The sequence below is a fragment of the Streptosporangium sp. H16 genome (assembly GCF_051918855.1).
Classification (GTDB): domain Bacteria; phylum Actinomycetota; class Actinomycetes; order Streptosporangiales; family Streptosporangiaceae; genus Streptosporangium.
Map to the genome: position 1 here is coordinate 341,861 of NZ_JBPXMD010000002.1, position 14,129 is coordinate 355,989.

Annotated in this window: 14 protein-coding genes, 1 tRNA gene and 2 pseudogenes; 10 read left to right on the plus strand and 7 right to left on the minus strand. The window is 67.5% G+C overall.

Going from position 1 to position 14,129, the window contains the following annotated elements; genetic code table 11:
• Window positions 1-119 precede the first annotated feature (119 nt).
• The 5 genes and pseudogenes from ACTOQ2_RS04565 to ACTOQ2_RS04585 form a co-directional block, all read left to right on the plus strand.
• On the plus strand, window positions 120-872 hold the full coding sequence (locus ACTOQ2_RS04565; RefSeq protein ID WP_440098416.1) for a hypothetical protein: 753 nt from the start codon (window positions 120-122) through the stop codon (window positions 870-872).
• Between the two features lie 15 nt (window positions 873-887).
• Window positions 888-1,790, plus strand: coding sequence for a hypothetical protein (locus tag ACTOQ2_RS04570; protein WP_440098417.1), 903 nt, complete (start codon window positions 888-890; stop codon window positions 1,788-1,790).
• 68 nt (window positions 1,791-1,858) lie between these two features.
• Window positions 1,859-2,233 (plus strand): class I SAM-dependent methyltransferase, encoded by a 375-nt coding sequence (locus tag ACTOQ2_RS04575; RefSeq protein ID WP_440098678.1) that lies wholly within the window; start codon window positions 1,859-1,861, stop codon window positions 2,231-2,233.
• A 3-nt stretch (window positions 2,234-2,236) separates the two neighbouring features.
• Window positions 2,237-2,854, plus strand: a complete 618-nt coding sequence (locus tag ACTOQ2_RS04580; protein ID WP_440098418.1) for a hypothetical protein — start codon at window positions 2,237-2,239, stop codon at window positions 2,852-2,854.
• Window positions 2,855-3,391: 537 nt separating this feature from the next.
• Window positions 3,392-3,694: pseudogene (locus tag ACTOQ2_RS04585) on the plus strand (ATP-binding protein); the annotation flags it as partial.
• On the opposite strand, the pseudogene ACTOQ2_RS04590 reads toward ACTOQ2_RS04585, so the two are convergent.
• A pseudogene (locus ACTOQ2_RS04590) lies at window positions 3,619-4,380 on the minus strand (transposase); the annotation flags it as partial. The pseudogenes ACTOQ2_RS04585 and ACTOQ2_RS04590 overlap by 76 nt on opposite strands.
• A 213-nt stretch (window positions 4,381-4,593) precedes the next feature.
• Between ACTOQ2_RS04590 and ACTOQ2_RS04595 the strand changes: the two are divergent.
• The gene (locus ACTOQ2_RS04595) at window positions 4,594-5,385 is read left to right on the plus strand and encodes a hypothetical protein (RefSeq protein WP_440098419.1); all 792 of its coding nucleotides are present in this window, start codon (window positions 4,594-4,596) and stop codon (window positions 5,383-5,385) included.
• Here ACTOQ2_RS04595 and ACTOQ2_RS04600 read toward each other — a convergent pair.
• The 3 genes from ACTOQ2_RS04600 to ACTOQ2_RS04610 form a co-directional block, all read right to left on the minus strand.
• A complete protein-coding gene (locus ACTOQ2_RS04600; RefSeq protein WP_440098420.1) occupies window positions 5,375-6,460 on the minus strand; it encodes a trypsin-like serine protease in 1,086 nt (361 codons plus the stop codon). The genes ACTOQ2_RS04595 and ACTOQ2_RS04600 overlap by 11 nt on opposite strands.
• A 165-nt stretch (window positions 6,461-6,625) precedes the next feature.
• The gene (locus ACTOQ2_RS04605) at window positions 6,626-7,267 is read right to left on the minus strand and encodes a transposase domain-containing protein (RefSeq protein ID WP_440098421.1); all 642 of its coding nucleotides are present in this window, start codon (window positions 7,265-7,267) and stop codon (window positions 6,626-6,628) included.
• A 305-nt stretch (window positions 7,268-7,572) separates the two neighbouring features.
• Window positions 7,573-7,646: transfer RNA gene (locus tag ACTOQ2_RS04610), tRNA-Lys, on the minus strand.
• A 135-nt stretch (window positions 7,647-7,781) separates the two neighbouring features.
• Between ACTOQ2_RS04610 and ACTOQ2_RS04615 the strand changes: the two genes are divergently transcribed.
• The 3 genes from ACTOQ2_RS04615 to ACTOQ2_RS04625 are packed head-to-tail and all read left to right on the plus strand — an operon-like array spanning window position 7,782 to window position 10,149.
• Window positions 7,782-8,633, plus strand: coding sequence for an AAA family ATPase (locus tag ACTOQ2_RS04615; protein WP_440098422.1), 852 nt, complete (start codon window positions 7,782-7,784; stop codon window positions 8,631-8,633).
• On the plus strand, window positions 8,630-8,782 hold the full coding sequence (locus ACTOQ2_RS04620; RefSeq protein ID WP_440098423.1) for a hypothetical protein: 153 nt from the start codon (window positions 8,630-8,632) through the stop codon (window positions 8,780-8,782). The genes ACTOQ2_RS04615 and ACTOQ2_RS04620 overlap by 4 nt, the downstream gene beginning before the upstream one ends.
• Entirely contained in the window at window positions 8,779-10,149 is a 1,371-nt protein-coding gene (locus tag ACTOQ2_RS04625; RefSeq protein ID WP_440098424.1) for a vWA domain-containing protein, read from the plus strand. Before ACTOQ2_RS04620 ends, ACTOQ2_RS04625 begins: the two co-directional genes overlap by 4 nt.
• 19 nt (window positions 10,150-10,168) lie before the next feature.
• On the opposite strand, the gene ACTOQ2_RS04630 is transcribed toward ACTOQ2_RS04625, so the two are convergent.
• Entirely contained in the window at window positions 10,169-10,906 is a 738-nt protein-coding gene (locus tag ACTOQ2_RS04630) for a nuclease-related domain-containing protein (protein WP_440098425.1), read from the minus strand.
• A 224-nt stretch (window positions 10,907-11,130) separates the two neighbouring features.
• Here ACTOQ2_RS04630 and ACTOQ2_RS04635 point away from each other — a divergent pair, with 224 nt between their 5' ends.
• A complete protein-coding gene (locus ACTOQ2_RS04635; RefSeq protein WP_440065654.1) occupies window positions 11,131-11,733 on the plus strand; it encodes a TetR/AcrR family transcriptional regulator in 603 nt (200 codons plus the stop codon).
• A 76-nt stretch (window positions 11,734-11,809) separates the two neighbouring features.
• Here ACTOQ2_RS04635 and ACTOQ2_RS04640 read toward each other — a convergent pair whose 3' ends face one another.
• Complete coding sequence (locus tag ACTOQ2_RS04640) at window positions 11,810-12,910, minus strand: acyl-CoA dehydrogenase family protein (RefSeq protein WP_440098426.1); 1,101 nt, start codon at window positions 12,908-12,910, stop codon at window positions 11,810-11,812.
• Window positions 12,907-14,082 (minus strand): acyl-CoA dehydrogenase family protein, encoded by a 1,176-nt coding sequence (locus tag ACTOQ2_RS04645; RefSeq protein ID WP_440098427.1) that lies wholly within the window; start codon window positions 14,080-14,082, stop codon window positions 12,907-12,909. The genes ACTOQ2_RS04640 and ACTOQ2_RS04645 overlap by 4 nt, the downstream gene beginning before the upstream one ends.
• Between the last annotated feature and the right edge of the window lie 47 nt (window positions 14,083-14,129).

The following is a 14,129-nucleotide window of genomic DNA, read 5'->3' on the forward strand; positions in this document are numbered from 1 at the left end:
TAGCCGCACCACGCCCGGAGAGCCACTCTTAGTAGGAATCCGAACGCGGAGCGTGAAAAACCCTCTTTCCTACAGTCCCGCACGGGTGCCGCTGCCTGTCCTCTCGAACGGAGAACGAAGTGTCCACTGCCACCCACGACAAGATCAGCGTCGAGCTGCCCGAGGTGTTCGATCCGCGCTGGAACCGTATCCCCGGTATCACCGTGGACGGCCACCGCGTCACCCTCGACCCCGAGGAGTATTTCTTCAAGTTCACCAACCACACCTGGCTCGTCATCCCCTGGCAGCAGGTGCGGCGCGACATGCTCGACGCCCACGAGACCCCGGACACCTCGTTGGAGCAGCTCGCGCTGGACTACATCCGCGCCGACGCCACGCCGACCAGCGACGCAGCGACCGTCCTGCAGATCGGGTGGGAGGTGTACCGGTACGTGTTCCGCGCCGAGCATCTGGCCGATCTCGGTATGCCGGAGATCACCGAGGAGCATCTGATGATGCTCCGGCAGGCGGGCACGTTCATGGCGCTCAACAAGGTCGAGCTGACCGGCGAGATCTCCAACATCGGGCCTGCCTGGTTCTTCAACTCCACCACCCGCGCGGTGTTCGACCTCACCGACGCCGAGGGTGACCTGCTGGACGAGGTCTACCACGGCGGCTGGTTCAACGAGACCCGCCGTCTGGAGCTCGTGCGCGCCCACACCGCTCTCGGCGGCCGTCTCGTCCACGGATGCCAGTCCGTCCCGAACCAGACCGGCGGCGCGGTCGTCCCTTACGGCGCTCCGCTGGAGAAGTTCCGCAGCGAGCTGGCCACGATGAAGGGCAGCTGGATCGCGGCCGTCGAAGCCTGCCGCGTCCCGACCACCGATCGATAAGGAAGGCCCAGCACCTTGGACACCATCGAGGTGAACGCTCTGCTCGCCCGGCTGCTGGACAACCTCGGGCAAGGGCCGGCCGAACGCGAGGAGATCCGCGTCTGGGCACGTTCGGGCGTGGAACGCCTTCACCTGGCTGACGGCACCTCGGTGGTGTTCAAGTACGCCGAAGGCCCCTTCGCCGCCGAAGACCACGCCTTGGCGGTTGCCGAGGCGGGCGGGTTGCCGGTCCCGGCCCGCCTGGCGGTCGACCGAACACCTGGATTGCTCGGCATGCTGCTGACCGACCTCGGCCCGGCCGGTCGGCAGGCAACCGACGCCGAAGGTGCCGCTCTGGCTGTTCGCGTTCATGCCATCCGCGACACCAAAGACTTGCCGACCGTGGACGGGGTGTGCCTGGCCGCGATGCCCGAGCAGATCCGTGCGCGTCTCGCTCACCTCGACCGCCCTGGACGTGACCTCGGCGCACTCACCGAGACCGCTCGCGGTCTGGCGAAGGTCGCCGATGCCCGCTCCGTCGGAACCGATCTTCCGCCGTTCGGGCTGTGCCACTCCGAATGGCATCCGACCTCCGTGCATCTCAAGGAGACCGAGACGCACCTCCTGGACTTCGCGCGGGCGTTTCACGGTCCCGGGCTGCTCGACCTGGCGTCCTGGCACGGCACGATCGATGCTCCCGACACCGGCAAGCTCAAAGAGCTCATCACCTCCTACGTCGCCGTCGGCGGCCCCGAAGAGGCGGCGGCCTCAAGAGGCGGGTTGAGTTCCGCCCGCTGGGCGCTCGGCTGGCACCGCGTCTGGGTTGCCGACTGGTTCACCCACCAGCTCACGATCGGATGGGCCGAAGGAGCCGAAGACGCATGGATCTCCGCGATCTCCCGCCACCTCACCGAAGCCGCACTTCTCTTGCGAGCCTGACCGTCCGCGACCGGTTCGAGTGAACCCGAGCCGCAGGAATCGGCCCTCCACTCACGGTCTTCGGCGATCTGACAGGCAGGCGGGTCGTCGAACTCGGCTGCGGCAGCGGACACAACCTCGCCCACCTCGCCATCCATCACCACGCCGAGGGGATCGGCATCGACCACGACCCTCTCAAAATCCAGCGTGCCCGGACCCTCTACGCAGGTCTTCCCCGCCTCGCCTTCATCCGGACAGACGCAGCCGCCTACCTCCGATCCTGCCCACCCGAGTCCATCGACCTCTGCCTCTCGATCTTCGGCGCCTTCTCGTTCGTCGAACGCGCCGACCTACGCCCGCTCCTGACCGCGACCGCCCGCGCCCTTCGCCACGACGGACGACTCGCCCTCACCCTGCGCGCGACCGACACCACGGACCTGGTCCTCATCTACACCAGGAGCTGACCAATGCACCTTCTGTGTGACATCGACGGCGTCCACATCCCATTCCCCGGCCCCGCTGGGGAGATTCCCGACGGCTTCCGCACCCACCACGTCACCCCCACCGGCTACAGCGAGCCCGTCGCGATCTGGCTCAACCCCGCCACCGGCCGCCTCGTCCTCGACCTGACCACCCGATACGCCCTCACCCCCGTGTGGTGCACCAGTTGGCGTGCAGACGCCGCGCCCCTCGTCGGCAGCCTTCTCGGCCTGCCAACCTGGGACCACATCGACCTACCCCGCCTCCCGCTCACCACCAGCCACCCCAACGGTTACCTCTGGAAACGCGACACCATCACCCAGGTTTTCACCGACCAGCCACTCGTCTGGATCGACGACGACTTCACGCCCGCCGATCACACCTGGGCCGGCGACCGCACCACGACCGGAGTCCTCACGATCCTGATCCAGCCGAACCCCTACCTCGGGCTGACAGCTACTGACCTCGAAGCGACCGGTCTCAACGAGATCGCAGAATGGCGCTCGCGCGCACGCGCCGGAAAGTGCGTTCGCTATGGGGAATCCATGCCTGATGGCCCAGCCGACATGGAGCCGCTGACATGGCACCCCTCCTTCCGTCCGTGACCCACTGGCACGCCTCCGATCCCCCGCAGGACCTGTGGACCGCACCACCGGTCAGCCGCGACCAGGCACTCGCCGCAGTGCGCCGGTGGCTTGTCGCGGGCCACCGAGCATCCCAGGATCCCCGCTCCCTGACGGCGATCGCCGACCTCGAGCGGGGATGGACTACAGCGCGCATGGGTGGGTTGAGCTTCGTCGCCTTCGCATGCGGCTGCCCGATCTCCTCGCCACCCGAGCAACAAGCGGGGGCGGCGTTGATAAGTCGGATCAACAGGGGTGACGGCCTCGCTTTCGGAGTGCGGTGTCCGTGTCGGAAGGCCGTATGACATGCCTGAACGCCTCAAACACGCGGGGAGGTGGAGCCGTGTATTGAACTTGACCTTGATGGGCGAGTTGGTGCTCGATACCGCCACGTACCGCGCGCGTGATCACCGGCCGCCAACCGGTGGCCGGAACACCCATCCTGGAGATAGATCAGCGATGCACCAAGGAAAGTGGGGCTATGCCAGCCCCGAGGAATGGCTCCGGGTGCCGGGACCGATGGTGTGGCGACGCACCTTCCCCGGCACCCCTCAGCAGGTGTCCGAGGCCCGCCACTTTGTCGAAGGGCTCTTCGCCGGAACCCCGCGTAGCGACGATGCGGGGACGATCGCGGCGGAGTTGTGCAACAACGCCGTACTCCACACCGTCTCCGGACATAACAACGGCTGGTTCGGCGTCGAAGTCGTCCTGGACGACCTCGCGTACCTGGCCGTCACCGATCTCGGCGGAGCCGGACGACCCGTCCTCACCTCCGCAGCGGGTGGGAAGATCGTGGAGGGCGGGTTCGGGATCCTTCTCATAAAGGAACTCGCCCTGACCATCGGCGTCCACGGAAGCCCGCAGCTCGGCCACACCGTATGGGCCGACATCGACTTCACCCTCAAACAGGCACCGTACACCTCGTCGCCCACCACGAAATCGAGGCGCACCCCATCAGCGTAGGCATCGGCCAGGATGTCGATCGCCAGCTCGCCCTTGGTACGAAAGGCCAGGTTCAGCGGCAGACCCGTGATCACCGCCACCACCGGATCGGTGACCTGCTCGGCCGGGATCCACTGCCGGGCCCCGATCAACGCGTGCCCGACCCCTTCCCGCACGTAGGCCAGGTGCACGGTGTTGATGTCGTTCTCCACCCCGCCCGCACATCCCATGTGCTGACGCTTGACCCCGGCGGTGGCCCGGCCCTTCTTCTCCTGGCCGGTCTCATCCAGCGCGCCGATCCGCAGGCCTGTTCGCCCGGCCGCCGCGTCCAGTCGCTCCACGACGAACCGCCGGACCTCGCTCATCGCCGCCCAGGTGTCCCAGACCGCGTGGTTGAGCAGCCGCTGGGTGGCGTCCGGGCGCCGATCCCCGATCCATTCCGTGATCGTCCACCCGTTGCGCTCGGGCAGGTCCGACAGCAGCGCCCGCACGTACTTGCCGGCCTGCAGCCGGGGCTCGATCCGGGCGAAACACCCACCGATCCGCCCCAGCACCTCATTCAGCACCCGCTCGACCCGTCGGGCCTCTACGATAACGGCAGCAGCCGCCTCCGGTTTTGTTCTCTTCACACAGACAGAATCACGAGGCGGCTGTCCTCATGTCCGCCGAACGCCGATACTTGGCCGCTCCGATCGCGGCATCGGCCCAGCTCACACCCCAAAATGCGGCTGCCGTACTAAGATCGTGTTTTGATTGGAGGACTTAGACAGGAGGAGATCATGCGCAAGGTTAGCTGTTTTCTCGTGTCCCTCATTCTGGTTTCGGGCTGCAGTTCGGCGCGACCGGTTCTACAAGCTCCCGATCCAGGCCTCGCCGACATATGGAGCGACTTCCCTGTCGCATCCCCACTGGGCCGCCCCATGATCGTTCTCGATGACCTTCCGCTCACAGACTCCCAGAGTAAGCAAGTCGTTCCAGAGGGTACGGTTACTTCCTCTGCTTCTCCCTCGGCAACGCCGATTACGCTTCACGGCGTCACGAAAAGCGTCGATCTGATCAGCAGCCAAGCCGCCTTAACGGCAATAAAGGCCAAGCCGGCAACCAAGGATGCCCCCAGAGCGAAAGTCGCCACCGCAACCTTGGTTGTCGCACCGTTTAACACCGATCGCGGGACAATATCTCTCCCGGCGTGGGAGTTTCATCTCACGGGGGGCGGAACTTTAAAGTGGCCGGCGATGAGCACCGACCACTTCTGGCGGCTTGGGTTGGCTTTTCCTTCAACGACGTTCAGGAACACATTGGTTGAGGGGTTGAACCTGACTGCGGACATTGAGGAATTATGGGGTCGCCCATGTCCGGGCGTGCCAAAACCTGACGTTACTCCCGTCGTTGTTGAATCTCCAACGTTCGTCTCAGTTGGATTGAAGGCCTCCCACACGAACATGGGAACGTGCGATCAAAACCTGACACCTTCCGTCAGGAAGGTGTCAGTCAAGCTAAACGATCCTTTGGGTGACCGCGCACTTCTCGACTTTGCCGGGGGCGTAGTCGTCCCTGATATCAGGGAGTGACGACCGTGACGTTGAAGTCGTATACAGCGGTGATGAAATCCTGGAAGAGCAGCCATCTGGGCTGGCCAAAGACATTGGACCGCCTGCCCGAGATAACGCCTTTAGCGATAACTTTCGACATGTCCCCGTTGAGTCCGAAGACCGGCCCGCCGCTGTCCCCGCCGCGAGCTGCTTCGTAACCGGTGTGCTGCTCGGCCTCAAAGAGGTCGACATAGCACTCGTAGGTGCCCCAGTGGTCGTAAGCGCAGTAGTCCGTCGGGAAGTTGTTCGTGACCTGATAGCCGCAGAGGGCACCGCTCGTCGACCCTGAGGTGCAAAGCCACTCACCCGGATAAACGTGGTCAGAGCCGAGGATTTGCTTTGTGTATTCAGAGGAGGTGTTCTGGCCGCCCGGAGTACTGACACCGCCGTCCCACATTCGACCCTGAGCACCTCCGGTTACATCCGCATGGACCAGCATCAGGTCGTGGGGTGTTTCCTCTCTTGCAACGTAACCCATGGTGAGGGTTTGACTGCCGTTATACCACCACTGGTTTGGATAGCCGCAATGAGCGGCCGTGAGGATCCAGTTGCTGTGAACAGGCCATCCGGCAGTACAATGGAATGTTTTATTGTCAATACGAGCCCCAGCATAGTATGACGGACTGTCATTCATTCGCCCGGTGAACTCCGGCCTGGGGGCATCTTCGTAGGCAACCGCAACGTCGAGCGAGAGTCGACTGACAGCTGCCGCAGACTTTGCCGCATCGTCGGGGGAACGCCTCACGATCAAGCCCGTGCCATCAATACGATAGGCCACGGTGTGAATGCCTGATGAGGTATCACGCATGGCAGCCCGAAGGGGTGCTGCCTCCGCCTTCAGTTCAACGAGCGAGCGGGGCGCCGGAGTTACCCGAAATTTGTTTACACTTTTATCGATGACTGCATCGATATTCGCTGGAATTTCCCCGTGCCACCACAGCTGTACATGGTCTCCCTGAAGGGCGACCCCCGTGAACCCTAGGTCCTTTTTGCTGCCACGAACAATGTCCATGATCGGACGAGCGAGCTCTTTTAATTCGGTCTGGGCGTCCATGAGAGACCTGACCTTGGGGGCAATGTAGGAAAACGGTGCGGGGTCGACGACCTCGGGCTTGTCTACACTTCCGGTGGCGGTCGCATTTCCGCCAAGTGGGATGATAGCCGCAAGTAGCAACGTTACGACTGCGAATAATCGCCCAGACATGCACTTCCCATCTGATCACCGGGACGAGTCAGTTGATTTGAGCATGCCGACGGACAGCGGGCAAGGCTCGTTGTTCAATCGTTTATCATTACGGCGCGCATTCTTCCCGATACATCTAGGTGCGCTCTCGATGTAGCGGAGCCAACCTCGATTCGTCAGGGGCTTGTTGACGTTCATCGAGTCCGCTGCTTTGCCCGTAATGTCCCCTGCGTGGTTGGGGTGGGCCGTCGCATGTCGCTGCGGGGGCGCCGGGTTCCACGGACTCGGGGTGGCCCACCCGGGAGTTGAGGGTTGGGCCAGTGGTCCGCACAGCACCTCGAACAGCCTGCGCATCGGTGCGCTGCCAACCCTGCGGCGCAGGTCACGCAGGGCTTTTGCGGTGGGCATCACGACGGGCAGGGCGGTCAGCGAGGCCGTCAATTTTTGCCAGACCAGTTGGTGGCCGATCTCGGGGAACAGGCACATGGCCAGCAGGAAGTAGACCCCGACCCGCGAGGGCAGACAACGCAGTCGTCGCTGCACTTTGCGTGTCTCGTGAAGGACCGCATCGACGAGCTCGAACGGCACGAGCGCGGTCAGCTCGCCCAAATGCCCGGGCGCGAACACCCCTTCGGCTGCTGGCCAGGGCGAGTTACTCGTCTTGATAGCGCTGGACACAGCAGTCCTGGCAGACTCAGTGATCAACGGAGATCCAGTTCTTCGACGGCTGGTTGTGGAAGATCACTGTCTACTGGATCTCCGTTCCCACGTCCCGGGAACTCACGTGCTTGACAGCGCCACGAGCGCCTTAACTACCCGGCCTTGGGTGAACCCCCGGCTGTCGTGGCGAGGCAGGGGTGATCGTTTTTGCCGGGACGGCGGCGTTCAAGCCAACATCGGGGGACGAACCCTGACGAACAAGACGCTCAAAATCCGAACAGCGCATCCCCTGTGATCAAGGGATGCGCTGTTCGGACACGGTGTGCGCCGCCAGGGACTCGAACCCCGGACCCGCTGATTAAGAGTCAGCTGCTCTAACCAACTGAGCTAGCGGCGCTTGAAGCCCTTGAACAATAGCGCACATCGAGCGGCGCCTCGAAATCGGCGACCGCCGCCGGCCGAAGATGATCGCGGGCCGGAGACGATCACCGGCTAAGCTAGAATAACATTCGGTCCTGTACTGGGAGCACACATGTGGTTCGCCTCACCGAGCGACGCCGGCGAGCGGCTCGACGCCGACGGCTACCTCCCCGACGACTCCATCTCGACCTCGGTCTTCCTGGCGGGAGCGCTCGGCAAACCACTCCTGGCCGAGGGGCCCGCGGGGGTGGGCAAGACCCAGCTCGCCAAGGCCGTGGCGGCGACGACCGGGGCCCGGCTGGTCAGGTTGCAGTGCTACGAGGGGCTGGACGAGGCCAGGGCGCTGTACGAGTGGAACTACAAGAAGCAGCTGCTGCGCATCCAGGCCGGGCAGGGCGAGGACTGGGACGCCACGCACGACGACATCTTCACCGAGGAGTTCCTGCTGGAGCGGCCGCTGCTCACGGCGATCCGGTCGGAGACGCCGACGGTCCTGCTGATCGACGAGATCGACAAGGCCGACGTCGAGGTCGAGGGGCTGCTGCTGGAGATCCTGTCCGACTACCAGGTCACGATCCCCGAGCTCGGCACGATCGCCGCCGTACGGAAGCCGTACGTGGTGCTGACCTCCAACGCGACCCGCGAGCTCTCCGAGGCGCTGAAGCGGCGCTGCCTCTACCTGCACCTGGAGTATCCGACGCCGGAGCGCGAGCGCGACATCGTGCTGGCCCAGGTGCCCGCGATCGAGGCGAGCCTGGCCGAGCAGCTCGCCCGCACGGTCGCCACCCTGCGCGCCCTGGAGCTGAAGAAGTCGCCCTCGATCGCCGAGACGATCGACTGGGCCAACACCCTGATCGCGCTGGGCAGGACCGAGCTCGACGAGGCGGCGATCGGAGCCACCCTCGGCGTCGTCCTCAAGCACGCCTCCGACCAGACCCGGGCCCGCAAGGAACTCGCGCTGTGACCGGCCCCCTGGTCGACAGCGTGGAGAGCCCCGCGACCGGCACCGCCCGCACGGCCCCGGGAACCGGGAGGATCGCGACCGGCGTCCCGAACGGCCCGGCACGCGGGGTTCCGGGCGATCCGGTCCACGCGACGGGAGGCCGGAGGTGAGCCTGCTCGACCGGCACGTGGGATTCGTGCACGCGCTGCGCGAGGCCGGGCTGCCGGTGTCGCCGGCCGAGGGCCTGGACGCGGCCAGGGCGCTGGCGGTGATCGACCTGGCCGAGCGGGAGTCGCTGCGGGCCGCGTACGCCGCGACGCTGGTCAAGCGGCCCTCGCACCGGCCGGGCTTCGACACGCTGTTCGACCTGTGGTTCCCCGCCTCGACGACCGGCCTGCGGGCGCCGCGCGCGGCCGATCCGGACCTGCCGGGCCTGCCGGACCTGGAGACCGCCGAGGTCTCCGAGCTGCGCGACCGGCTGGCCGGGCTGCTGCTGGGCGCCGAGGGGATGAACGAGTTCGCGCGGGCGATGGTGGAGCGCTTCGGCCGCCAGCCCGCGGGCCCCGGCAGGCAGAACTGGTTCTCCTACCCGGTGATGCGGGAGCTCTCTCCCGAGACGCTCATGGCGCGGCTGCTCGCCGAGGTCCTCGCGGGCCGGGAGCGCGGCGGGCTGGCGGAGAGGGTCGCCCGGCAGCGGATCGGCGAGAACACCAGGCGCTTCGAGGACGCCGTCTCCGCCGACGTGCGCCGCCGGATCGCCGAGGACTCCGGGATCGAGCGGATCGCCCGCTCCGCGGTGCGCCCGCCGCTCGAGCAGCTCGACTTCCTGCGGATCACCAAGGCCGACCTGGCCAGGCTCCGCCGGGAGGTCCACCCGCTCGCCCGCCGCCTCGCCGCCCGGCTCACCGTCAAGCACCGGCTCGGCCACCGTGGCCGCCTCGACTTCCGCAGGACCGTACGGGCCTCGCTGTCCAGCGGCGGGGTGCCGCTCACCACCTTCAACAGGCCGCGCCGCCCGCACAAGCCCGAGCTGGTCGTCCTGTGCGACACCAGCGACTCGGTCGCCTCCTTCGCGCACTTCACCCTGCTGCTGACGTACGCGCTGCGCGAGCAGTTCACCAAGGTCCGCGCGTTCGGGTTCGTGGACACCGTGGACGAGATCACCCGGTTCTTCGTACCGGGCGCCGACGTGGTGGAGGCGATGACCCGGCTGGCGAAGGAGGCCGACATGGTGCGATTCGGCCGGACCGACTACGGCCACGCGCTGGAGCGGTTCGCCGAACGGTACGGCGACGCCATCGGGCCGAAGACGTCCCTGCTCATCCTGGGCGACGCCCGGTCCAACTACCAGCCGCCCGCGCTGGAGACGCTGAGGCGCCTGGCCGGGGGTGCCCGGCACGCCTACTGGCTCAACCCGGAGCCGACCGCCCAGTGGGACAGCGGCGACTCGCTGGCGACGGCGTACGGCGGGATCGTGCCGATGTACGAGTGCCGGAACGCCGCGCAGCTGGCGGCCTTCATCGAGGCACTCGTCTGAGAAAACGCGGCGGGCGCGGTCAGCTCATGCGGCGCAGCACCCGGGCGGCGGTCCTGGCGAGGACCTCGACCTGGGCGTCGTCGAAGTCGGCCCGTGGCCCCTGCCGGATCCAGCGCGCGACCAGGCGAGGCTTGAGAAGGGTGATCCCCTCCGCGGTGACCGACCGCCTGATCTCCCCGCCGTGCACGGCGATCAGGGGCTCGATGGTGACGGGGATGCCCGACTCGCGGGAGAGGATCTCGGCCAGCGACTCGGAGACCTCGACGAGTGCCTTGGCCACCTTCGTGCCGTACTTCTCACCCAGGAACAACCGGTCGCCGTACCGGGCGATCTCGGTGTCGGGGTCCCACGCCTCGTTGTCCACCACCCAGACGCCACCGGGGCCGATGACGAGGTGGTCGACCGAGGCCTTGCCCGGGACGGCCCGGCCTTCGAGGATGTGATAGCCGTCCTTGCGCAGCTTGCGGCGGAGCAGCTTGCCGGTGACGGTCTCGCCCCGGCGCCTGCCGCGCCAGACGGCGGTGGCGTCGTACTCCCGCCAGGTCAGGAACGCGTCCCCGGCGGCGACAAGCAGGCCGCACAGCAGCCCGAGGATCGGCGGGGACATGCCGAACCGGTAGGCGAGCGCGACGCCCACCGCCAGGCCGACCACCGCCTTGACCGCGCGCATCTTCCTGCGCTGGGCGACTTCCTTGATCCAGAACTGCTCGTACATGACCTGCGGCGACAGGCCGTGGACCTGGTCGACTGGCGTCACGTAGATAGATCCGCCCGGCATAGCGAACCCCCATGGCTAGAACGGTCGGGAAGGATGGGAGGGGGGATCTGCCACGCTGAAGATCCTTGGACTATGAAATACCCGATCGGGGGCTCCAGCTATCCCTGGATCGCGAAGGTGACGCAAGTAACACACATTCGCCAGCCATCAGCGGCGCAACCGACCAGTCGGTATGCTTTCCCTCACCACACCATGGGGGACGCATGACTCAGGACCAGGAGCCGGTACGGCAACGCCTGCTCAGCGAGGCCACACGCCTGTTCGCCGAGCGAGGCTTCGAGAGTACGTCAGTGCAGGAGGTCGTCTCGGCGGCCGGCGTCACCAAGGGCGCCATGTACCACTACTTCGACTCCAAGGACGACCTGCTCCACGAGATCTACGGGCGCGTGCTGCGCCTGCAGATGGAGCGGCTGACCCACTTCGCCGACGGCCCGGGGCCGGTGGCCTCACGCCTGCACTCCGCCGCCGCGGACGTCGTGACGACCACGGTGGAGAACCTGGACGACTCCAAGATCTTCTTCCGCTCGATGCACCTGCTCGCGCCCGACACCCGCAAGGTCGTCCGCGCCGAGCGGCGCAACTATCACGAGCGCTTCCGCGACCTGGTGACCGAGGGGCAGCGCGAGGGCACCTTCAGGAGCGACGTCCCCGCGGACATCGTCGTCGACTTCTTCTTCGGCTCCGTCCACCACCTGGGCACCTGGTACAGCGCGGAGGGCGCGCTCTCCGGTCCCGAGCTGGGGGCGCACTTCGCCGACCTGCTGCTCACCTCGCTGCGGCCGGACCGGCCGGCACTCCCCGCGTGACCCTCCGCCCGAGCGGGGCGACGAACTCCACGATGACCCCCGGCACGGAGCCGGGGGTCATCGTGACAGCACGCGGTCAGGCCGGACCGGGCAGGTCCGCGAGGGCCGCCACGGCCTCCCGGTGGGCGCCGGGGGTGCCGAACGCGATCTCGGCGGACTTGGCGCGCTTGAGATAGAGGTGCACCGGGTGCTCCCAGGTCATCCCGATCCCCCCGTGGAGCTGGACGCTCTCCTCGGCGACGTGCACCGCCACCTCCGAGCACCACGACGCGGCCACCGCCGCCGCCAGCTCGCGGTCCCGGGCCGCCTCCCCCGCACCGGACGCGCCCGGGTCCGTGGCCAGCAGGTCGGCCGCGTTCCTCGCGGCGGCACGGGCCCGCACCACGTCCAGCCAGAGGTCGGCCATCCGGTGCTTGATCGCCTGGAAGGAGCCGACCGGCCGGGCGAACTGGTGGCGCTCCTTGATGTAGGAGAGCGTCGTGCTCAGACACCACTCGGCGACCCCGAGCTGCTCGGAGGCGAGCAGGCCCGCGCCGAAGTTCAGCACCCTCCGCACGTCGAGCCCGCCGATCGCCTCACCGGGGGTGTCCGAGAACGTGACGGTGGCGACCGGCCGCGTCAGGTCGAGCGACGGCACCACGTCGATCCGGACATTCGCCGCCTCCACCTGGTAGAGCGCCGTCCCGACGGGCACCAGCAGCACGTCCGCCACGTCCGCGCCGGCCACCGCCGTGATCTCCCCGTTCAGCACCCCACCGTCCGTGACGGTGACGGTCTCCGGCAGCGGACGGTACGGCGAGGCGGCCAGCGACACCACGAGCGCCGCCGTCGTCTCCCCCGAGGCGAGTTCCTGGATCAGGTCCTCCTCGCCGACCTGCAGCAGGGCCTTCGTGGCGAGCACCGAGCTGGTGAGGAACGGCAGCGGCGCCACCGCCCGCCCCAGCTCCTCCAGCACCACCGCGACCTCCCGCGCCGACGCCCCCGCCCCGCCGTACTCCTCCGGCACCAGCAGGCCCGCCACCCCGATGTCCCGCGACAACGTCTTCCACAGGTCCATGTCGTACGGCGCCTCGGACTCGGCGCGCCTCAGCACGGCGTCGGCCCCGCAGCGGTCCGCGAGAAGGTCCCGCACAGAGGCGCGCAGCTCCTCTTCGACTTCGGTGTAAAGGAGGCTCATCGCGGGAGGTCCTTCCAGGGCACGTCCTTGTCGACGCGGGGTTCCGAGGGGAGGCCGAGCACGCGCTCGGCGATGATGTTGCGCAGGATCTCCGAGGTGCCGCCCTCGATGGAGTTGCCCTTGGCGCGGAGGTAGCGGTATCCGGGGCCCCGGCCGAAGAAGTCGACGCTGTCGGAGCGGCGGAAGGTCCAGTCGTCGTAGACCAGGCCCTCCTCGCCGCGCAGTTCCACGTCCAGCCCCGACAGGGCCTGGTTGAGGTCGGCGAAGGCGAGCTTCATGCCGGAGCCCTCGGGTCCCGGCTGCCCGGCGGAGAGCTGCTCGCGCAGGCGCGTACCGGCCAGGCGGGTCACCTCCGCCTCCACCCACAGGCGCAGCAGGCGCTGGTGCAGGTCGTGGGTGCGCGACTCGGGCCGGGAGCGCCAGGTGTCGGCGACCAGGCCGACCACGCCGCCGCCCCGCCGGACCGGCGCGCCGCCGATGGCGACCCGCTCGTTCATGAGCGTGGTCTGCGCGACCCGCCAGCCGTCGCCGACCTCCCCCAGCCGCAGGTCGTCACCGAGCCGTACGCCGGTGAGGAAGACCTCGTTGAACTCGGCCTCGCCGGTGATCTGCCGCAGCGGCCTGACCTCGACCCCGGGGGCGTGCATGTCGCACACGAAGTAGGTGAGCCCCCGGTGCTTGGGCACGTCCACGTCGGTCCTGGCGACCAGGATCGCCCAGCGGGAGTGGTGGGCGCCGGAGGTCCACACCTTCTGCCCGTCCACCACCCACTCGTCGCCGTCCCTGACCGCGCGGGTGCCGAGCGTGGCCAGGTCGGAACCGGCGCCGGGCTCGCTGAAGAGCTGGCACCAGATCTCCTCGCCCGTCCACAGCGGGCGCAGGAACCGCCTGCGCTGCTCGTCGGTGCCGAACGTCAGGATCGTGGGCGCCGCCATCCCCAGCCCGATCGTCTGCAGCCCGGGATTGATCTGCGGCGTCCCCTCCAGCTCGCGCTCCACGACGCTCTGCAGCTCGCGCGCCGCTCCGAGCCCGCCGAGCCCCTCGGGGAAATGCACCCAGGCCAGCCCGGCGTCGAACCTGGCCCGCAGGAACTCCAGCCGGTCCCCGGCGGGGTCGTGCCCGGCCAGGAACGCGGCAGCGCGCTCCCTGACCGCCTTCTCATCCAGCGCCACGAAAACGCTCCCTTCGTCGATTCTTCATCGGCACTCCTCGGCCTTCG